The organism is Acinetobacter sp. V104_13, from assembly GCF_031798995.1.
GTDB classification, from domain to species: domain Bacteria; phylum Pseudomonadota; class Gammaproteobacteria; order Pseudomonadales; family Moraxellaceae; genus Acinetobacter; species Acinetobacter pittii.
In genome coordinates this window covers 49,882-69,830 of the sequence record NZ_JAVQNP010000011.1, presented here as the reverse complement: position 1 = coordinate 69,830, position 19,949 = coordinate 49,882, and the positions used below count along the sequence as shown (strand labels likewise).

Sequence of the window (19,949 nt, the reverse complement as noted above, 5' to 3'; positions counted from 1 at the left end):
GAAAAATTCAAATCAAACTCAAGCCATTAAAAGTTTTAGTTTTTTAAGCGTTCTTAGTTTTTGACAAAATTAAAATACAAATAAAAATCAAAAACATGCCTATCCAACCTACCCATGAAACATGCTCGCCAACCAAAACAATCGCAAAAATCGCAGCGACTAAGGGTTCGAATAAAGTTAGGGTGGTCGCTTTGCTGGCATTTACTGTTTTTAATCCAAAACCGAAAAGTAAATAACCCAAAAACATAGGAATCAGCATCATATAACCAGCCACAAGTAGATTGGTTGAGCTATGCAATAACCCTCCACCTGTAACCAATAAAGTAGGAAGCAAAATAACTGCCCCGCCTCCCATAATCATGCCCATTGCAGCTTTAGAGGCAACACCCCGATCTATTAATCTTTTTGCAGCCCATGAATAAAGTGAATAAGTTGTAGCAGCGACCAGCCCAAGAAAAATACCGAAGAATTTACTCCATTGATTTGTACTCTCTTGGATCGCATGACTTTCGCCCATCGATAACATACTTACACCAAGCACACCGCACACAAAACTTAGAAACCAAATAGCCGATAAAGCTTTGCGGTCAAAAAATCGCTCTAAAATTGCTGCTATTAATGGAGCGGTACCAATTGAAACAACGGTGCCAATCGTAATGCCCGCATAATGCATTGAGGAATAAAAAGCCAAAGGATAAATACCAACCGCCGCTACCCCTAAAAGCAGTATTGAAAGATTTTCCCTTATAAACTGACGGTTTTCGCGTATTGCTCGTGATGCAACCAAAGCTTGTAAAAGACCTCCACCGCCCATCGCTACAGCGCCAATAGCAAGTGGGCCAAGAGTCGGTGCAAATGCTGCCGCCGTACCTGTTGTTCCCCACAAAACAGAAGCAACTAAAATTGCAATTGTGCCACCATAGCTACTATTTTTAATAAGGCTAATCATGTTGGCATTCTCGATCTAAAATATCTTCTGCCATTTGTCTCGCTAATTGAAGTTGACGACTGTTTCCTTCTAAGCCTGCTCGTGCCATAGAACCTTCTAAAAGAAAAGAAAGCTGGGTGGCTACATAGTTAACGCGCTGTGAATCTGGTATTAATTTTTTTAAATGCTCAGCAACAATAGCTTCTACTTCTTCTTTATGCTGCCTTACAGAACTACGCCCTGTACTATTGGCCGGAAACTCAGCCGCAGCATTCAATAAACCACAACCTCGAAAGCCTTTTTCGTAGGCAAATTCCGCATGGGCTTGATAGGCATCAAACACGGCCAAAATGGCTTCTTTAGCTGTTTTTGTTTTTTCTAAACGCTTTTGATAGAGGTCGAGCCACTCTTGATGGCGTGCAGCAATATAGGCATCAACAAGATCTCCTTTTGAAGAAAAATTATTGTAAAGCGACATCTTCGCGACATCTGCTTTAGCCGTAACTGTGTTGATTCCTGTTGCCGTAATGCCATCGTTATAAAACAAGGTTGCTGCTGCATCGAGAATTTTCTGTCTTGCTGTTTTATCATTCATAGTTTTTAATTAAGTAGACCGACCTACCTAATAATAAAGATTTCTAACAATGATGCAATCGTTTTAAGCGTTATAATTTGAGCAATATTAATTTCTATAAAAGTAAAATGATGAAAAAAGTTCTAATGATGAGTATGTGCAGTGCACTACTTTTAGCTGGATGTAGTAAAACATCAGAGCAAGATCAGGCTGTATCTAAAGAGCAAAAACCAACTGAGCAAAAGGCCACTCAAAAACAAGACAGTAGCTGCTTACAAATTATGGTAGCTATGCACACGATTAATCAAAACAGCAGAATAGAAGACTTAAATCAAATTAATGAAAAGCTTAAAACCTGTGTTCCTTCTTTAAAAAATCATGAGCAGCTTAAGCTGATTGATGCATCAACTACCATGTATCAACGTTTTCTAAAACAAGACTACACTGAAAAAACAGGGAGAGCTTTTGAAGCATTTGGCTATGCCGTTTTAGAACAGAAACAAGACATTAAAAAGGTTATTCAAAGTCAGAAAAAGCTCTTCGCCCAACTGAGCCCGCGTGATCAATATTTACTTCAACATGAAGGCCAAGCCTACATTGAACTTCTCTATCAAGGTGAAGGCATGTTTACCTATCGACGCCAACCAAGCTATTTAGTTGATGTTTTTTCTAAGTCCTTACCCGCGGACCAAAAAGAGTTCTTAACGCGTATGGCGAAAGACAATCAAAATATTTTTTATAATGATGGTGCGTTGGCTATTTCATGGAAAGCGCTCACTGAACGCGCATTATTTTGGGAAAAGTTTATTCAAAAGTATCCAAAGAGCCACTTTATTGGTGATGCAAAACTACTATTTAATGAATATCGTTATTTTATTTTCTTTGGCTTAGACAACACGCCAGTGTCAGATGAATATGCGCCGAACACATGGTTTGATAAAGATGCGCTTCAGCAAATTCGGTTTCTCTCTACACAAAATGAGTCGAGTTTAGCCAAACCTGCTCAACTGTTTCTTAAGTTTATTGCTACGCCTGTAGAAGAGCGCAATAAGCAATTTAAAATAGATTTAACTGATAAAAATGGTGATAAAAAATCAAATTATCAGATGACTCATGAACAACTTGAGCAGCTCTTAAAATTTGATTCGCCATGGAACACGGAAGTCTATCGTGACTGCCATATGGATGCGGTTTGTATAGATACAAATTGACAATGCCAGCCAACCTAAAACATGTTAGTCTTTAAATCGCTTGACGGAGCGCGAGTAATAGCTCGCTGAGATTGTGTAAATTCCGTGTTATCGCAACACAAGTTTGATCACAAGTACCGTTGAACCTGATCAGGTTAAGACCTGCGTAGGAATCAAGCCATCTGAAAACTTACAGCCTTAAATTTATCTCATAAAGATAAATCCGCCATCGTTTTTGGTCGTGCTTGATTCGTTGATGTTATTCATAAGGATCATGTGATGAACCAGTTAACGAATCTTTCTTCTGCTGAAATTTCAGCACAACATGAACAAGATGCAAAAGATTTAACTCGCATCTTACCCGCTTCTAAAAAAGTTTATATTGAAGGCTCTCGCCCTGACATTCAGGTTCCAATGCGGGAAATTTCTTTAACCGACACGCCTACCGGTCTTGGCGGTGAACATAATCCTCCTGTTATGGTATATGACACTTCAGGTGTTTATACCGACCCAAATGTTCAAATCGATTTAGACAAAGGTTTACCTTCAGTTCGCCAAAACTGGATTGAAGAGCGTAACGATACTGACGTACTTTCTGGCTTGACCTCAAAATTTGGTCAGGAACGTTTAAAAGACATTCGTACCGCTGATATTCGTTTTGCGCACATTCAAAATCCACGCCGTGCTAAAGCAGGCAAAAATGTCACTCAAATGCACTATGCCAAGCAAGGTATTATCACACCTGAAATGGAATATATTGCAATTCGTGAGAATCAGCGCCAGCGTGAAGGCGTTGATATGCGTCAACATACTGGACAAAATTTCGGTGCAAAAAATTTAAAAGAAATTACACCTGAATTTGTTCGTCAAGAAGTTGCTGAAGGTCGTGCGATCATCCCTGCCAACATTAACCATCCAGAACTTGAGCCAATGATTATTGGTCGTAATTTCTTGGTTAAAATTAATGCCAATATTGGTAACTCAGCACTTGGTTCTTCAATTGACGAAGAAGTTGCGAAAATGACTTGGGCAACCCGTTGGGGTGCCGACACCATTATGGACTTGTCGACAGGTAAAAACATTCATGAAACACGTGAATGGATTATCCGTAACTCACCTGTTCCAATCGGCACCGTGCCAATCTATCAAGCACTTGAAAAAGTTGATGGCGTTGCAGAGGACCTAACATGGGAAATCTTCAAAGACACACTGATTGAACAAGCCGAACAAGGTGTTGACTACTTCACGATTCACGCAGGTGTATTACTTCGCTATGTACCACTTACAGCAAACCGTTTAACAGGTATTGTGTCTCGTGGCGGTTCAATCATGGCGCAGTGGTGTCTAGCACATCATGAAGAAAACTTCTTATACACTCATTTCGATGAAATCTGTGAAATCATGAAAGCCTATGACGTTTCATTTAGCTTAGGTGATGGTTTACGTCCGGGCTGTATTCAAGATGCAAATGATGAAGCACAGTTCAGCGAACTTAAAACTCTAGGTGAGCTAACTCACCGTGCATGGGAACATGATGTTCAGGTCATGATTGAAGGCCCTGGTCACGTACCAATGCACATGATTAAAGAAAACATGGACCTTCAACTAGAAGTGTGTAAAGAAGCACCATTCTATACGCTTGGACCATTAACAACAGATATCGCTCCAGGTTATGACCACATTACTTCTGCAATTGGTGCAGCCATGATTGGCTGGTATGGCACAGCAATGCTTTGTTATGTCACACCGAAAGAGCATTTGGGTCTACCAAACAAAAAAGATGTTAAAGACGGAATTATTACCTACAAGCTTGCAGCACATGCTGCCGATCTTGCGAAAGGACATCCAGGTGCACAGGTACGTGATAATGCCTTATCAAAAGCACGTTTTGAGTTCCGTTGGGATGATCAGTTCAACCTAAGTCTAGACCCTGATACAGCACGTAGTATGCACGATGAAACCTTACCAAAAGAGGCTCATAAATCTGCTCACTTCTGCTCAATGTGTGGTCCAAAATTCTGTTCAATGAAAATCACTCAGAATGTACGTGACTATGCCAACAACCTCACCAATAACGATTCAGAGGTTGAAGAAGGCCTCAAAGCGATGAAAGAGGTTTATCAGGAACAAGGTCAAAAACTGTATCATAAAGTGTAAATATTCAAAAAAAACACTTGCCTAGCCCTGATTCTCGGTTAGGATGAAATAAATAGATTTCGTCCTGACCGAATCATGAGTATTGTTGAACGTCCAAGTTATACATCTAAAGATGTCGAAGTAACATCACGTGAATCTCTATTCCGTGGTTTTATTCAAGTTGAAAAAGTCAGCCTTCGACATCGTCTATTTAATCAATCTGAATATACTCATGTATTGCAGCGTGAACTCGTTCATCGGCCTGAAGCAGCTGGTGTATTACTCTACAACGATCAAAAACAACAGTTTGCTCTGATTGAACAGTTCCGTGTTGGGGCTTTAGATGATTCTCACTCCCCATGGCAGCTAGAAATAATTGCAGGTGTGTTAGATGGTGATGAATCACCAGAAAGTTGTATTCGACGAGAGAGCCTTGAAGAATCAGGTTGCGAAGTTCAAAATTTAGAGCATCTATTTAGCTTTTACCCGTCAGCTGGTGCTTGCTCAGAGTTATTTCATCTCTATGTTGCCCAAACCAATTTACCCGCTGAAGGGGGTGTTTTTGGCGTAGATGATGAGGGTGAAAATATTCAACTACACTTATTTAATTATAGTGAAATCCAGACTCTACTCGACAGCGGACGTTTAAGAAATGCTCCTGTCATTATGGCATTACAATGGCTGGCCCAACACAGCAAAACGATAATAAACCCGAAGAGGTAGGACGGTGACTTTTCAAGTCTCAACACTTTCACAAAAAGACCATGTCATTATACAAATTACCGATACCCACCTATTGGAGTATCCGCATTTAGAATTTGTGGGTATGAATCCTGAAGAAAGCTTTCACGCCATTATTCAACAGATACTTAATAAACATCCTGAAACTGATGCAATTATCCATACCGGGGACCTAGCTCAGGCACCAACGCCTATTACCTACAAACGTTATATTCAATATATGCAAACGCTTGGTCTGCCCTTTTTTCAGACCTTAGGTAATCATGACAATGTTGACCATTTTCCATTGCATAAAGAGAATCATCAGGAACCTGTGGTCATTTGCTTAGGGAACTGGCGAGTTATTTTATTAAATAGTGCGGTAAAAGGTCATATTGATGGGCATCTATCAGCAGAACAGCTAGAGAACTTAACGGCTTTACTTGAAGAGTATGCAGATAACCCGATTTTGCTAGCTTGTCATCACCACCCTTTTGCCATGAAGTCAAAATGGATTGATCATCACAAGTTACAAAATTCTAATGCTTTGCTTACAGCATTAACGCCGTTTAAAAATGTAAAAGCTTTGGTCTGCGGGCATGTTCATCAAGACTCAATCAACATTTGGCAAGGGGTCGAATTTTTCTCTACACCTTCGACAAGTGTTCAGTTTAAACCCTTTAGTAATGATTTTGCACTCGATCAAAATGCTCCCGGCTACCGTTACATTCGTCTAAAAAACGATGGTAGTTTTGAAACAGAAGTCTTCCGTCTTGAAAATTTTCAAGGCCATATAAACACTGATATTTCAGGCTATTAGCCCTATTTCTTATATGCTTATATATAATTATGACTGGGGCAAACACGTTTTGAAAATATTTACGGGTCGGAATGACTATCATCTTGCAGGAAAAATCTATATGATGACGACCCGATGGGAAAATCCCATCGATGGTTTTCTATAAAAACACTTGCATATCACCATATTTTTTGCGTATAGATAATACGTGTATGATGAGGAATGCCCTATTATGGCGAATGACAACCACAACCAAGTTTTGGATGAACATACAGAAGTTGTAGTGGAAGGTGACAAAGCTTCTGCAAAACGTGCACGTAAAGTGAAACCTAAAACTTCTGACATAGGCACAACTGCAAGTTTATTTGGTATTGCACCTTATCAACCTAAGAAAAATGAAGAGTACATGTCTGAAGGACAGCTCGAGCATTTCCGACAAATTCTGCAAGCATGGAAAGCTGAATTAATGTCTGAAGTTGATCGTACTTTAAATACGATGCAAGACGAATCAACTGCACTGCCAGATGTAAACGACCGTGCGACCCAAGAAGAAGAATTTGCAATTGAATTACGTACACGTGACCGTGAACGTAAGTTAATTCGTAAAATCGAACAATCTATGGAAGCTATTAAGAATGAAGACTACGGTTTCTGTGAAACTTGTGGTATTGAAATCGGCTTACGTCGTTTAGAAGCGCGTCCAACTGCAACGTTATGTATTGACTGCAAAACTTTGGCAGAAATTAAAGAGAAGCAAAATAACGGTTAATATGACCGCTGTAGCTACTCAAGAAAAGCCTAGCTTTTCATACTCAGGTCGGTTTGCGCCATCGCCAACCGGCCCTTTGCATTTTGGATCACTCATTACTGCTGTTGCCAGCTATTGCGATGCAAAAGCCCATCAAGGCAAATGGCTCGTTCGTGTCGAAGATACAGATATCCCTCGTATTTATCCCGGCAGCGAAGAGCATATTCTCACATCACTTGAAGCCTTCCAGTTCGAACCCGATACAGACATCATCTTTCAAAAAAATCGTTTAGACATTTATGAAAGCGTATTAGACCAACTCAAAAAAGAAGGTCTTATCTATGCATGTCAATGTACCCGCAAAATGCTTGGTTCAAATGCAATCTATGCAGGTACTTGCCGCGATCTCAATCTTGATTTTCAAGGTCAAGCGATTCGGGTAAAAGTTCAAGATCAGCAGATCTGTTTTGATGATCGATTGCAAGGACGTCATTGCTCCAATCTACAATATGATCTTGGAGATTTTGTTCTTAAGCGCCGTGATGGGATTATTAACTATCAACTTGCGGTCGTCGTGGATGATTATCTACAAGGTATTACCCATGTCGTTCGAGGTGCAGACTTATTAGATAACACTGAACGTCAGATCTGGTTAAGCCAGCTTCTAGGTTATCCTCAACTAAGCTATATGCACCTTCCCCTTGCCATGAATGACCAAGGACAAAAGCTCTCTAAACAAAATCTAGCTCAAGCACTCGATTTATCAAAAGCTCCTGAATTACTTCAAAAAGCGATACTCGCCTTGGGACAACCCAACGTTGATTTAGATCAACCTAGACTGATGCTCAAACAAGCTGTAGCACAGTGGAATGTTAATTTGATTCCCCATGGGCAAGAGCTCAGCGGAACATATCTATAAATAATAAAAAAGCCCGATATCAAATCGGGCTTTTTAAACTTCTAAATACTCAATTAGAAGTTTGACTCTTCTCGTTCTGGGTTGACTTCTTGTGTTGATGCATCAATCTTTAAGATTAAGCTAATCATCGCAGCACACATCATTAAAGACGTACCACCATAACTAATGAATGGCAAAGTCAAACCTTTCGTCGGCATTAAACCCATATTCATGCCCGCATTTACCAAAATCTGGAGCAAGAAAATAATACTAATGCCGTAAGCTAAATAGCCTGCACGAAGGTAATGATGTTTCAAGGCACGGTGACCAATTTTGATACAACATGCCAGCATCAAGAAAGACAAGCCAATAACAATAGAAATACCCACAAAGCCAAACTCTTCACCTAGCACTGCCAACATAAAGTCAGTATGCGCTTCAGGTAAATAAGATAGTTTTTGTACACTATGCCCTAAGCCTGTACCAAACCATTCACCACGGCCAAAAGCCATTAATGCATTTGATAACTGATAACCCACACCCAACGGGTCTGCCCATGGGTCAGTAAACGAAATCAAACGCTGGAAACGGTATGGTTCAAATAAGATCAAAAACACGATACCCGTGACAATCGCACCAAGCATGATTAAGAACTGAGTTGGCGGCGCGCCCGCTAAAAAGAACACCCCAACCATCATCATGACAATAACGACGGTTGCCCCCAAGTCAGGCTCAGCAATAATTAAACCGACCGTGATTGCCATAACCCCGCTTAAACGCAATAAGCCTTTCCAATGAGTACGAACCTCTTTGGCACGGCGCACAACGTAGTCTGCGGTAAAGATTGCCATCATGACTTTGGCAACCTCGGTTGGCTGCAATGTAAAGCCACCGATCTTAATCCAACGTGTAGAACCGTTAACTTCCGAACCCACCACCAAAGCAGCAAGCAACAGAACCATGGTTAATAACCACAGCGGGAAGGTATTTTTAAACCACGTATTCAGTGATATTCGATAGGTCAAATAAGCCACTACACCCGCAGCGACAATCGAAATACCATGACGAATCACATAGTGAAACGGGTTTTCATGCATATATTCAGCATAGGGCATCGAAGCAGACGCCACCATCACTGAACCGATACACAACAATGCAACGACACAGAAAATCAAGACATTACGTGGCGTCACTTCCGCTGGCCATTTAGGCAATATCCGTTCATACCAATGATTGATTTTCTGGATTGTGGTCTGAGCTAAGCCTGCCATACTACATTCCTAATCATGTTTTCTTTAAACCAACGAATTGACGCAGGCAACAAACTGCTGACCACGGTCATTATAACTTTTAAACATATCAAAACTTGCACATGCTGGTGATAACAACACCACATCTTCGGCCTGTGTTTCACGTTGAGACAGCTCTACAGCTTCTTTAAGCGTTGCTGCATGTAAAATTTTGGTTGCACCTTGAATGGCTTGTTCAATCACCGAAGCATCCTCACCAATCAATACCACAACTTTGGCATATTTTTCGATAGAAGAACGTAATGGGCCAAAATCCTGACCTTTACCTTGCCCACCTAAAATCAAGGCAACCTTACCTTTTTTCACTTCAATGGCAGCGCCTAAACCGTCAATTGCTGCAAGCGTAGCACCAACGTTAGTGCCTTTAGAATCATTGTAATAACGTACATCATGCACAGTCTTTACATATTCACAGCGATGCTCTAACCCTTTAAATTGTTTTAAGGTTTCAAGCATAGATTCCATAGGCAGGCCTATTGCCTCTCCTAATGCGAGACAAGCTAAAGCATTTGCTACGTTATGCATGCCTTGAATATATAAATCTGAGCTTTTGATTAAACGCTGTAAACCACGTGCAAGCCAAAGCGTGCCATCACCATCTCTTAAAACACCATATTGATTTAAATCTGGTGCATTTAAACCAAAGCTTTGCATTGGTGTAGTATCTGGAACAAGAGGACGACTTAAAGCGTCATCACGGTTAAATACTACTTTTTTAACACCTTGGAAAATACGGTGTTTTGCTTGATGGTAACCCAACATATTGCCGTGACGATCTAAGTGGTCTTCACTCATATTGAGAACCACAGCAACTTCAGCATTTAAGTGAGACGTGGTTTCTAGCTGAAAACTTGATAGCTCAAGTACAATTAACTCAGGTTGATCTTTTAATAAATCTAGAGCCGGACGTCCAAGATTGCCACCCACGGCAACTTTCTTACCCGCATCTTTAGCCATTAAGCCAATTAAAGTCGTTACTGTACTTTTAGCATTAGAGCCCGTGATCGCTACAATAGGAACATCGGTTGCACGGCGTAATAATTGAATATCACCTACCACAGAAACACCTTTAGCAATAGCTGACTGAATTTCCGGTAATTGCGGTGCAAGGCCTGGGCTTAAAATAATTTCTTCTGCTTGTAATAATAATTCTTGGTCAAGTTGACCAAAACTGGTTTTAACGCCAGCTGGGATCTGATCATGCCCTGGTGGCGTGGGACGAGAATCTGTTACTGCAACTTGGTAGCCTTGTTCATGCAGGAAATTTACAGCAGAAACGCCTGATATTCCCAAGCCTGCTACAACTTTTAACCCACCACGTTGTATTAACATTTTTGCCCCACAATTTATCAATCGACAGAATGGCAAAAATGTTAGCACTTTGCTGTTTTGAATGCTTTTTCAGTTTGAACTTTATTCATCTTTTTTTGTGTCAGTGCGTAAAAAAGCCATCAATATGATGGCTTTTTAAACGAAACAAGAAATACAAAATTTATTGCCATTTAATCGGCTTAATTTCTTGAACTGTATTGGTAGGTTTATCTTCGCTTGAACACCCACAACCGCCAGCACAACCAAAGGCCATTTTCGGTTTAAGCCATTTTGCCAAGGTTACCCAACCTTGCTTTTCGCAAAATGCAGAGAGTGAAGAAAAGACTGAATTTGCTGTTTTTGGAAATACTTTCTTAAAAACAACTACAGCACTCCAAATCACTAAAACCGCAATAATCAGATATTGAACCATATACAACCTCCTTTATTGCTTTAGCCCCAGTAGTGGGAAGCAATTTGATAGGTAACAAACGATGCAAAATAAGCTAAACCAAACAGATATGCAGTCATAGCTGCAACATGTTTCCATGAACCTGTTTCGCGACGTACCGTTGCCAGTGTTGCCAAACAATGTGGAGCATAAATGAACCACACTAAAAGTGATAAACCTGTTGCCAAAGACCAACCTGTTCCATCTGCACTAATCAGATGTGACAAACCTTGTGCCACAGCATCATCATCTGTTGCAGACAAGGCATAAACTGTACCTAATGCCGCGACAACCACTTCACGAGCAGCCATAGCTGGGATTAAGGCGATACAGATTTGCCAGTTAAAACCAACTGGAGCAAATAAAGGTTGGATAAGATGTCCGAGCATACCTGCAAAACTATAATCTATGGCAGGTAATGTCGCCCCTTCTGGTGGCTGCGGGAAAGTACACAAGAACCAGAGCAAAATAGAGAGCGCAAAAATGATTCCACCGACGCGTTTCAAGAAGATCTTTGCACGATCCAATAAACCGATTCCCACACTTTTTAAATCAGGAAAACGATAACTTGGTAGCTCTAGCAGTAACGCATGTTGCGATTTATCTTTTTGCAAAAACTTCATTAAAAATGAAACGCAAAGCGCACTCACAATACCAGCCATATACAGACCAAAAAGCACTAAACCTTGTAGGTTAAAAATACCCCAGACCATTTTCTCTGGAATGAAGGCAGCAATCAGCAAGGCATAGACGGGTAAACGTGCCGAACAAGTCATTAAAGGCGCAACCATAATGGTCGTAAAACGATCACGAGGGTCACTAATACTACGCGTTGCCATAATTCCCGGTACTGCACAAGCAAAGCTCGAAAGTAAAGGAATAAAGGCACGGCCACTTAAACCAGCTTGGAACATTAATTTATCAAGCAAGAATGCTGCACGTGGTAAATAGCCCGATTCTTCTAATACCAAAATAAAGAAGAACAAGATCAAAATTTGTGGCAAGAACACAACTACGCCACCCGCACCTGCAATAATTCCGTCAACAACTAAACTATGCAGTAGTGGTTGGGTAATCACAGTTCCCACTACCTCACCAAGCCAACCGAAGAAGCCTTCAATACCATCCATGAATGGAGCTGCCCATGCAAACACTGCTTGGAACACAATAAACATCATGATGGCAAGGCTAAGTAGGCCTAAAACCGGATGTAAGAAAATTCGATCTAGAAAATCAGTACGCTTATCTCCCTGATCAACATAATGAACTACATCTTTAAAAATCATATCGATTTTTTGATGATGAGTTCCAGTTAAACCACTTAGTTCGGTTTGTGGCACACTGTATTTTTCTTGATCAAGGGCATGTAATAGATTTTCAATACCCGCATTACGGACGGCAACTGTTTCAACAACTGGCACGCCCAAACGTTGAGACAACTTTTGAGTATTAATTTGGATGCCACGACGACGCGCTTCATCCATCATATTCAGTACAAGTAAAATCGGACGACCTAACTCGATCATTTCGAGTACTAGTCCTAAATGCAATTTTAAGTTAGTGGCATCAACCACACACAAAAAGGCATCTTGCTGACCTTCTTCTGCAATTTTACCCAAACAAACATCACGGGTAATCACTTCATCGGGACTGGTTGCATTAAGACTATATGTACCCGGTAAATCGAGTACACGCACGGCTCGGCCTGAAGGCAACTGAAAATGACCAACCTTACGCTCGACCGTTACGCCTGCATAGTTTGCAACTTTTTGTCGAGTTCCGGTTAAATGGTTAAAAAGAGAGGTTTTACCACAGTTAGGGTTTCCCACAAGGGCAATACGTAACGCATCACTCATGCGGGTACTCCTTCTTCTACTTGAATTTCAATTTTTTCCGCTTCTGCTTTACGTAAAGCGAAACGAGTAAAGCCAATTTGGATTAAGATCGGATCACCACCAAAAATACCTTTGGTAATCACTTCCACTCGTGTGCCCGGTACAAAGCCCAGACTTTCCAAACGAATTGCGACCAAATCTTGCTGCTCGGACTCTAGTTCTATCCGATTCACTTTGGTGATGGTCGCCGCTTGCTTCACTTTTAAAGCTGATAAACGCACCGCATCCGATCCTAAACCTTTTTTAATAGTATACATATAAATGAGAATAATTACCAAATAAGGTTAAATTTCACTTCTTATCTAGTTTAATCGACAAACCTTAAAGTTTCTTTTACAGTACAGAGGTTTAGAGGATCTAGTGTATGTTGAATAAAAAACCGCGTATTCCAAGCCCTGTTCAAATTCCTGAACATTTGAGCTTTTTACAAGGTTTTCGTGACTATCTCGTTGCTCAGACGGTAAGTCCACATACACGTAATGCTTATTTATCCGACCTTATTCAATGTAGTGAACTTCATAAAAAATCAGCTCTTCCAGAGTGGACAAGTGATGATATCGCTGATGTTTTGATTGAGTTGACTAAAGCTGGAAAAAGCCCGCGCTCGATTGCCCGTTGCTTATCTGCCCTACGCCAGTTTTACAAATTTTTACGTGAACAGAAATTACGAAGCGATAATCCTGTAGCAACCCATCATTCTCCAAAAATTGGCAGAGCCTTACCCAAAGATCTATCTGAAGAAGATGTCGAAGCACTGATTCAGGCCCCCGATATTGATACGGCACTTGGTTTACGTGATCGGGCAATGTTTGAAGTTCTTTACGCATGTGGTTTACGTGTTTCAGAACTGCTGAACTTGCGCCTAGAACTTATTAACTTAAAACAAGGCTATTTAAGAATTACGGGTAAAGGTAATAAAGAGCGTTTGGTCCCGCTAGGGCAATTTGCTTGTGAATGGGTAGAACGCTACTTGCAGGATGCTCGACCTCAACTCTATAAAAGCTCTACTGACTATCTCTTTTTAACTCAACACGGCGGAATTATGAGCCGTCAGAACTTCTGGTATGCCATTAAGCGTTACGCCTTACAAGCCAATATTCAAGCTGAACTCTCACCTCACACCTTACGTCACGCCTTTGCAACACACCTGCTCAATCACGGCGCCGATTTACGCGTAGTACAAATGTTATTGGGCCATAGTGACTTATCAACTACTCAAATCTATACCCATGTGGCACAAGTAAGAATGCAACAATTGCATGAAAAACATCATCCTAGAGGTTAAAAAATTTAAAACTTATTATTTGAAATACACCCAACAATCAATTGATTTCGTTCACAAAGGTTAAGAAAGTTTTAACAATACACACTAGATTTTTTGTTATGCTTAGCAGCTTCTGACTATAAATACTGATGAAATAAGGGTTATCTATGTCTTTTACCCGATCTCAACTGTTTCTTGCCTGTGCTTTGGCTTCTAGCCTGTTATTCAGTGCTTGTTCTAAAGAAAACAAACCACAAAAAGAAGATGCGCTCACTGCGACCGCACCTGCTACTGGGGAAGCTTCAACTATCATTGAACGCAATGCTAAACAGCGTTTAATTGAAACTTTGCAAAAACAATTTAAGAATGCAAACATTAACGCCAAAATTTTAGATATCAAGCCTACTGAAGTTCCTAACTTATATTGGGTAAATCTCGAAGGAATGACGTCGATTTATACAACCAGTGATGGCAAATACCTGATTCAAGGTGATGTCATTCGTTTAGGCGGTAAAGAACTGCATAATATTGGCGATAATCTTCAAGCTTCAGAAAATAAAAAGCATCTTGCTGCTTTAAAAAATGAAGATTTGATCGTCTACCCAGCTAAAGGTGGTAAGGCTAAACATGTGATTTATGTGTTTACCGATGCAAGCTGTCCTTATTGCCACAAATTACATGAGCATTTACCTGAAATTAATGAAAAAGGTATTGAGGTACGCTATATCGCTTGGCCACGCGGTGAACAATTTATGCCGACCATGGAAGCTGTATGGTGTAGTGTAGACCGTAAAGCCGCCTTTAACCAAGCAGTACAAGGTATCAATATCCCACCTGCTCAATGTAAAAACCCTGTTCGTGAACAATATCAACTTGGCTTAAACATGGGTGTAAATGGAACACCAGCTATTTATAATGTTGATGGCGAGTACTTAGGTGGATACCTAACACCAGATGAATTAATTAAACGTCTGGATAAATAACATCCTTTAGGCTGATGAATGATTAATCATCTATCTCTTTTAAAAAGCGCTGCTCTGATTGCAGCGCTTTGTTTTTTCAATAATTAATATTTAAACAACCTCTGTTTAAAGACTGATCTACTCTTCTTTTCCAAACATCGCACTCTAATTCATTGAACAGGCACTAAAAGCGCTAGAGTCTGGCGTTTTTTTTAGCTATGATCTAGCTTCAACTAAATGATTAAATGATGAATGGAGTGTGACGTGAAACCAGTTCGCCTGGCAATACTCGGTCTAGGAACCGTAGGTGGAGGAGCCCTTAAACTACTACAAGAAAATGCCGCTGAAATTAAACGTCGCACCGGTCGAGAAATTCAAATTACCCACGTTGGAACACGCCGCCCTCGTCCAGATCTTGAATTGGAAGGGATTAAACAAAGCGCCGATTTACTTGACATCGTTCGTCAACCAGACGTTGATGTAGTTGTAGAAGTTATGGGTGGGATCCACCCTGCTTACGAAGTTATCATGGAAGCGATCAAACACGGCAAACAAGTCGTGACTGCAAACAAAGCGTTACTCGCTGAACATGGCAATGAATTATTTAAAGCAGCAGAAGACAATGCTGTGCAAATTGCTTATGAAGCAGCAGTTGCTGGCGGTATTCCAATTATTAAAGTGATCCGTGAAGGTCTTGCTGCAAACCATATCGAATGGTTGGCTGGCATTATTAATGGTACAGGTAACTTTATTCTGACTGAAATGCGTGAGAAAGGTCGTGCATTTGATGATGTATTAAAAGAAGCTCAAGAACTCGGTTATGCAGAAGCAGACCCAACTTTTGACGTTGAAGGTATTGATGCTGCGCACAAACTTACAATTTTAGCGTCTTGTGCGTTTGGTATTCCTCTTCAATTTGATAAGGTTTATACCGAAGGTATCAGCAAAATCACTGCGCAAGATGTGAAATATGCCGAAGATCTTGGTTTCCGCATTAAACATCTTGGTATTGCACGTCGTGCTGAAAAAGGTATTGAGTTACGTGTTCACCCAACACTTATTCCAGATGAACAGCTTATTGCGAATGTAAACGGCGTTAAAAATGCTGTGTTAGTTCAGGCAAATGCCGTAGGTCCAACACTCTATTATGGCGCGGGTGCAGGCGCAGGTCCTACAGCTTCTGCGGTTGTTGCCGACGTTATTGATATTGTTCGTGACATCTCTTATACCGAAGACGGTGCAGGAACAATTCCTCAGTTGGCTTTTGAAGCATTAACCAATGTGCCAATTTTAAGCCGTGAAGAAATGACCACAGGTTATTACATCCGCTTAAATGCAGAAGACCAAACTGGCGTACTTGCAGATGTTACTACCATCTTAAGTCGCGCTGGAATTAGTATTGATGCGATCATGCAACAATCTCGTTTAAAAGACCTTATTCCAATCGTGATTCTGACCGATCCAATCGTTGAATCAAAAATGGATGATGCTCTTGCACAAATCCAAGCATTACCTGCAATTCGTGGCGAAATCGTAAGAATTCGTTTAGAATCGCTCGATAGTTAATCAGGTTGAGGGAAAGATTCCCTCTCCCGCTTCACCTCTAATTGGAACACCATCATGTCTAATGCCAATCGTTATACTGGTCTTGTAGATCGTTATCGTGACCGTTTGCCAGTTTCGGCAACTACTCGTGCTATCTCTTTGGGTGAAGGCAACACCCCACTCATTAAACTTGAGAATATTCCACGTATTATTGGCAAAGATGTTGAAATTTATGTGAAATATGAGGGTTTAAACCCAACTGGTTCATTTAAAGACCGTGGTATGACCATGGCTGTAACCAAAGCGGTTGAAGAAGGCTCTAAAGCGATTATCTGTGCATCTACTGGTAACACTTCTGCTGCTGCTGCTGCCTATGCTGCACGTGCAGGTATCAAAGCATTTGTTTTGATTCCAGAAGGCAAAATTGCGATGGGTAAAATGGCACAAGCGATGATGTATGGTGCGATTACTATGCAAATTCGTGGTAACTTCGATGATGGTATGCGTCTTGTAAAAGAAGTCGCTGATCAAGCGCCTGTAACGATTGTAAACTCAATCAACCCTTACCGTTTGCAAGGTCAAAAGACGATTGCTTATGAAATCGTTGAAGCTTTAGGCCGTGCACCTGATTACCATTGCTTACCTGTAGGTAACGCAGGCAACATCACCGCTCACTGGATGGGTTATACCGAAGCTGTAGCAAACCAACCTGCTGATCAGTTTGAACAAGTGATTTATGATGCTGCGACTGATCAATTCACTGGTCCAAAACCAGAAGGTTTACCGACTATGGTGGGTTACCAAGCTTCTGGCGCAGCTCCATTCTTACGTGGCGCTCCAGTTGAAAGCCCTGAAACTGTTGCAACTGCAATCCGTATTGGTAATCCACAAAGCTGGAACCATGCAAAAGCTGTAGTACGTGACTCTAAAGGCTGGTTTGATGAACTTCAAGACAGCGAAATTTTAGAAGCTCAACGCTTACTTTCTATGTATGAAGGCGTATTTGTTGAGCCAGCGTCTGCTGCTTCTATCGGCGGTGCGATCCGTGATATTAAAGCGGGTAAAATTGCTGAAGGTTCTGTAATTGTATGTACAGTAACTGGTAATGGCTTGAAAGATCCTGACACTGCAATCAAACAATGTGCTGATGCAGTGATGTTGTCAATTGATGCAACAATGGACCAAGTAAAAGATTCGATTTTATCTAATATGTAAGATCTGATTTTTCAAAAACGGCTGTTCAACACAGCCGTTTTTTTATGTCTTTTTATAACCAAAAAAAACGCTTCTTAATAGAAGCGTTTTTTGAATATTTAAATTAAATACGTTTTGGCAAATTGCTCAACCAACCAAGCAAGTTAGTTGCATCATTATTACGTGCCTGTGTACTTGGTTCACCCAGTAATACAATGACTGCTGGACGCGAATTTACAGTCGTGTGCATCACAACACAGCGACCTGCTTCATTAATATATCCAGTTTTAGACAAGTTAATATTCCAACCACCATTGCGTACAAGAGCATTGGTATTGTTAGATTTCAACACGCGATAACCTAAGTTAAAGTCATAAGTTGGTGTAGTTGAGAACTGACGAATCAAGCCATATTGAGAAGCTGTACTTGCCAAAATCCCTAAGTCACGCGCAGAAGACACATTACGTGGATCTAAACCTGTTGACTCGTAATAGTGAGTTGCATTCATGCCTAAAGCACGTGCTTTAGCGTTCATTGCAGCTACGAATGCAGGACGACCACCCGGATAAGTACGTGCTAAAGCCGCCGCTGCTGGGTTTTCTGATTTCATTAGAGCAAACAGAAGAACTTCTGCACGGTTCATCTTGTCGCCAACACGTAAGGTTGAACTTGAGTTTTTACCATTTGCACCAGCAAAATCGATTTGCTCAAGTGTAATTTCTTCTGACATGTTTAAACGGGCATCTGCCGTTACAACTGCTGTCATCAACTTAGTAATAGAGGCAATTGGCACAGAAGCGTTGGTATTTTTACTGTAGAGCACTTCACCAGTTTGCGCATCCATCACAAGTGCAGCTCGAGCGCTTACACTTGGCTGGGCATTGTAACCAGTCGTATCACGGATTGGAGCAATTTTCGGTGCAGATGCTACAATTTTCGGTGCACTACCACCACGCAAAGTTGTGGTTACCGATGTTGAGCCTTGCGGAGTAGGTTCGTCATCTTCATCATTTAAAAATTGGCTAGCATCAGCTGAAGACCAATTTAAGCTTGCAGTACCACTACTCCCTGAGGACGGGTTATTGACGAGTTCTGCAAAGCTTGTTGAACTCAAACTAAGCAAAATAGACATGCTTAGCACATGCATTAAAGACTTTTTAGAATTTTTCACGGCACAATACTCGACTCAGGGTGATACACATTTGCGCTTACTATAATTATGCCTTACATTTGAGGTATAAGGTATAACGCTTTTACCGACACAATTGTGCACAACTATTCGCTCACTATATAAGAATAGGATTGCTAATTTTGTCATTCCATTGCAAGCTAATTTTGCTTTATGTAACAAAAAACTTGTTTTTTGAAAGAAAGGAGGTCTTCTTGATTACAGTTTTAGTTGTGGATGACCATGAACTTGTACGTACAGGTATCTGCCGTATGTTAGAAGATCATGCCGATGTAGAGGTCATTGGACAAGCCGAATCGGGTGAAGAAGCAATTGCTATTGTTCGTCAGAAACATCCTCAAGTTGTGCTACTTGATGTCAATATGCCTGGCATCGGTGGCGTAGAAACAACCCGCCGTTTACTGCAAACAGCACCAGATACAAAAGTGATTGCAGTCAGTGGCTTAGCAGAAGAACCATACCCTTCTCTTTTGCTTAAAGCAGGAGCTAAAGGCTACATTACCAAAGGTGCTCCAATTACCGAAATGGTTCGGGCTATTAATAAAGTGATGCAAGGCGGCAAATACTTTAGTGCCGATATTGCGGAGCAACTAGCAAGTTCTTATTTATCCGACACACAGCAATCACCTTTTGATTCTCTCTCTGAACGAGAAATGCAAGTTGCAATGATGGTTGTAAATTGTATTAGCGCTCAAGAAATTGCAGACAAACTTTTTGTAAGTGTCAAAACAGTGAATACTTACCGCTACCGTATTTTTGAAAAGCTAGCCATTGATAGTGATGTTAAACTAACTCATCTCGCGATTCGTTACGGTCTGATCAAGCCTTAATCAGA

19 protein-coding genes and 1 riboswitch are annotated in these 19,949 nt (G+C 40.8%); of the genes, 11 read left to right on the top strand and 8 right to left on the bottom strand.

All coding sequences use genetic code 11. The features are described 5' to 3' along the window. Nucleotides 1-43: 43 nt before the first annotated feature. Together RMB06_RS02630 and RMB06_RS02625 are read right to left on the bottom strand one after the other, a co-directional pair. The gene (locus tag RMB06_RS02630) at nt 44-949 is read right to left on the bottom strand and encodes a DMT family transporter (protein ID WP_078220048.1); all 906 of its coding nucleotides are present in this window, start codon (nt 947-949) and stop codon (nt 44-46) included. Then, entirely contained in the window at nt 942-1,523 is a 582-nt protein-coding gene (locus tag RMB06_RS02625) for a TetR/AcrR family transcriptional regulator (protein ID WP_311078167.1), read from the bottom strand. The genes RMB06_RS02630 and RMB06_RS02625 overlap by 8 nt, the downstream gene beginning before the upstream one ends. A 107-nt stretch (nt 1,524-1,630) precedes the next feature. Between RMB06_RS02625 and RMB06_RS02620 the strand changes: the two genes are divergently transcribed. The 6 genes from RMB06_RS02620 (at nt 1,631) to gluQRS (ending at nt 8,014) form a co-directional block, all read left to right on the top strand. Further along, nucleotides 1,631-2,713: a hypothetical protein gene (locus tag RMB06_RS02620; protein WP_311078165.1), complete on the top strand. Its 1,083-nt coding sequence runs from the start codon at nt 1,631-1,633 to the stop codon at nt 2,711-2,713. A 34-nt stretch (nt 2,714-2,747) separates the two neighbouring features. Beyond that, nucleotides 2,748-2,882: riboswitch (TPP riboswitch) on the top strand. Between the two features lie 89 nt (nt 2,883-2,971). Next, a complete protein-coding gene (thiC, locus tag RMB06_RS02615; protein WP_311078163.1) occupies nt 2,972-4,849 on the top strand; it encodes a phosphomethylpyrimidine synthase ThiC in 1,878 nt (625 codons plus the stop codon). 75 nt (nt 4,850-4,924) lie between these two features. Then, nucleotides 4,925-5,551: an NUDIX domain-containing protein gene (locus RMB06_RS02610; protein ID WP_032037697.1), complete on the top strand. Its 627-nt coding sequence runs from the start codon at nt 4,925-4,927 to the stop codon at nt 5,549-5,551. Nucleotides 5,552-5,555: 4 nt separating this feature from the next. Then, nucleotides 5,556-6,368 carry a 3',5'-cyclic-AMP phosphodiesterase gene (cpdA, locus tag RMB06_RS02605; protein WP_311078160.1) on the top strand — a complete coding sequence of 271 codons (813 nt, stop codon included), beginning with the start codon at nt 5,556-5,558 and terminating at the stop codon, nt 6,366-6,368. 211 nt (nt 6,369-6,579) lie between these two features. Continuing rightward, nucleotides 6,580-7,116, top strand: coding sequence for an RNA polymerase-binding protein DksA (gene dksA / locus RMB06_RS02600; RefSeq protein ID WP_002121205.1), 537 nt, complete (start codon nt 6,580-6,582; stop codon nt 7,114-7,116). 1 nt (nt 7,117) lies between these two features. Next, nucleotides 7,118-8,014, top strand: coding sequence for a tRNA glutamyl-Q(34) synthetase GluQRS (gluQRS, locus tag RMB06_RS02595; protein WP_311078156.1), 897 nt, complete (start codon nt 7,118-7,120; stop codon nt 8,012-8,014). 53 nt (nt 8,015-8,067) lie between these two features. Here the strand turns inward: gluQRS and ftsW are convergent, their stop codons facing one another. The 5 genes from ftsW to RMB06_RS02570 form a co-directional block, all read right to left on the bottom strand. Continuing rightward, nucleotides 8,068-9,264 carry a putative lipid II flippase FtsW gene (gene ftsW / locus RMB06_RS02590; protein WP_005079447.1) on the bottom strand — a complete coding sequence of 399 codons (1,197 nt, stop codon included), beginning with the start codon at nt 9,262-9,264 and terminating at the stop codon, nt 8,068-8,070. 24 nt (nt 9,265-9,288) lie between these two features. Further along, entirely contained in the window at nt 9,289-10,635 is a 1,347-nt protein-coding gene (gene murD, locus RMB06_RS02585) for a UDP-N-acetylmuramoyl-L-alanine--D-glutamate ligase (protein ID WP_262452801.1), read from the bottom strand. A gap of 160 nt (nt 10,636-10,795) precedes the next feature. Further along, complete coding sequence (locus RMB06_RS02580) at nt 10,796-11,047, bottom strand: DUF6587 family protein (protein ID WP_032005839.1); 252 nt, start codon at nt 11,045-11,047, stop codon at nt 10,796-10,798. Between the two features lie 20 nt (nt 11,048-11,067). Beyond that, on the bottom strand, nt 11,068-12,921 hold the full coding sequence (locus RMB06_RS02575) for a ferrous iron transporter B (protein WP_005079453.1): 1,854 nt from the start codon (nt 12,919-12,921) through the stop codon (nt 11,068-11,070). Beyond that, nucleotides 12,918-13,181, bottom strand: a complete 264-nt coding sequence (locus RMB06_RS02570; protein WP_002121198.1) for a FeoA family protein — start codon at nt 13,179-13,181, stop codon at nt 12,918-12,920. The genes RMB06_RS02575 and RMB06_RS02570 overlap by 4 nt, the downstream gene beginning before the upstream one ends. A 143-nt stretch (nt 13,182-13,324) precedes the next feature. Between RMB06_RS02570 and xerD the strand changes: the two genes are divergently transcribed. The 4 genes from xerD to thrC all read left to right on the top strand — a co-directional run bounded on the left by xerD (nt 13,325) and on the right by thrC (nt 17,946). After that, the gene (gene xerD, locus RMB06_RS02565; protein WP_017385870.1) at nt 13,325-14,245 is read left to right on the top strand and encodes a site-specific tyrosine recombinase XerD; all 921 of its coding nucleotides are present in this window, start codon (nt 13,325-13,327) and stop codon (nt 14,243-14,245) included. Nucleotides 14,246-14,391: 146 nt separating this feature from the next. Next, the gene (locus RMB06_RS02560; protein WP_311078150.1) at nt 14,392-15,207 is read left to right on the top strand and encodes a DsbC family protein; all 816 of its coding nucleotides are present in this window, start codon (nt 14,392-14,394) and stop codon (nt 15,205-15,207) included. Between the two features lie 243 nt (nt 15,208-15,450). After that, nucleotides 15,451-16,752 (top strand): homoserine dehydrogenase, encoded by a 1,302-nt coding sequence (locus RMB06_RS02555; protein WP_002121263.1) that lies wholly within the window; start codon nt 15,451-15,453, stop codon nt 16,750-16,752. Nucleotides 16,753-16,806: 54 nt separating this feature from the next. Continuing rightward, nucleotides 16,807-17,946, top strand: coding sequence for a threonine synthase (gene thrC, locus RMB06_RS02550; RefSeq protein ID WP_002048893.1), 1,140 nt, complete (start codon nt 16,807-16,809; stop codon nt 17,944-17,946). 103 nt (nt 17,947-18,049) lie between these two features. Here the strand turns inward: thrC and pbpG are convergent, their stop codons facing one another. Continuing rightward, the gene (pbpG, locus tag RMB06_RS02545; RefSeq protein ID WP_139111793.1) at nt 18,050-19,096 is read right to left on the bottom strand and encodes a D-alanyl-D-alanine endopeptidase PBP7/8; all 1,047 of its coding nucleotides are present in this window, start codon (nt 19,094-19,096) and stop codon (nt 18,050-18,052) included. 212 nt (nt 19,097-19,308) lie between these two features. Between pbpG and RMB06_RS02540 the strand changes: the two genes are divergently transcribed. Continuing rightward, entirely contained in the window at nt 19,309-19,944 is a 636-nt protein-coding gene (locus RMB06_RS02540) for a response regulator (RefSeq protein WP_002121174.1), read from the top strand. Nucleotides 19,945-19,949: the final 5 nt, after the last annotated feature.

What these genes read in the sequence shown, in the direction of transcription:
- RMB06_RS02580 (WP_032005839.1), bottom strand. Translation starts at nt 11,047, where the DNA reads ATGGTTCAATATCTGATTATTGCGGTTTTAGTGATTTGGAGTGCTGTA.
- gluQRS (WP_311078156.1), top strand. Translation starts at nt 7,118, where the DNA reads ATGACCGCTGTAGCTACTCAAGAAAAGCCTAGCTTTTCATACTCAGGT.
- murD (WP_262452801.1), bottom strand. Translation starts at nt 10,635, where the DNA reads ATGTTAATACAACGTGGTGGGTTAAAAGTTGTAGCAGGCTTGGGAATA.
- RMB06_RS02630 (WP_078220048.1), bottom strand. Translation starts at nt 949, where the DNA reads ATGATTAGCCTTATTAAAAATAGTAGCTATGGTGGCACAATTGCAATT.
- RMB06_RS02610 (WP_032037697.1), top strand. Translation starts at nt 4,925, where the DNA reads ATGAGTATTGTTGAACGTCCAAGTTATACATCTAAAGATGTCGAAGTA.
- dksA (WP_002121205.1), top strand. Translation starts at nt 6,580, where the DNA reads ATGGCGAATGACAACCACAACCAAGTTTTGGATGAACATACAGAAGTT.
- RMB06_RS02575 (WP_005079453.1), bottom strand. Translation starts at nt 12,921, where the DNA reads ATGAGTGATGCGTTACGTATTGCCCTTGTGGGAAACCCTAACTGTGGT.
- RMB06_RS02620 (WP_311078165.1), top strand. Translation starts at nt 1,631, where the DNA reads ATGATGAAAAAAGTTCTAATGATGAGTATGTGCAGTGCACTACTTTTA.
- thrC (WP_002048893.1), top strand. Translation starts at nt 16,807, where the DNA reads ATGTCTAATGCCAATCGTTATACTGGTCTTGTAGATCGTTATCGTGAC.
- xerD (WP_017385870.1), top strand. Translation starts at nt 13,325, where the DNA reads ATGTTGAATAAAAAACCGCGTATTCCAAGCCCTGTTCAAATTCCTGAA.
- RMB06_RS02625 (WP_311078167.1), bottom strand. Translation starts at nt 1,523, where the DNA reads ATGAATGATAAAACAGCAAGACAGAAAATTCTCGATGCAGCAGCAACC.
- RMB06_RS02560 (WP_311078150.1), top strand. Translation starts at nt 14,392, where the DNA reads ATGTCTTTTACCCGATCTCAACTGTTTCTTGCCTGTGCTTTGGCTTCT.
- thiC (WP_311078163.1), top strand. Translation starts at nt 2,972, where the DNA reads ATGAACCAGTTAACGAATCTTTCTTCTGCTGAAATTTCAGCACAACAT.
- ftsW (WP_005079447.1), bottom strand. Translation starts at nt 9,264, where the DNA reads ATGGCAGGCTTAGCTCAGACCACAATCCAGAAAATCAATCATTGGTAT.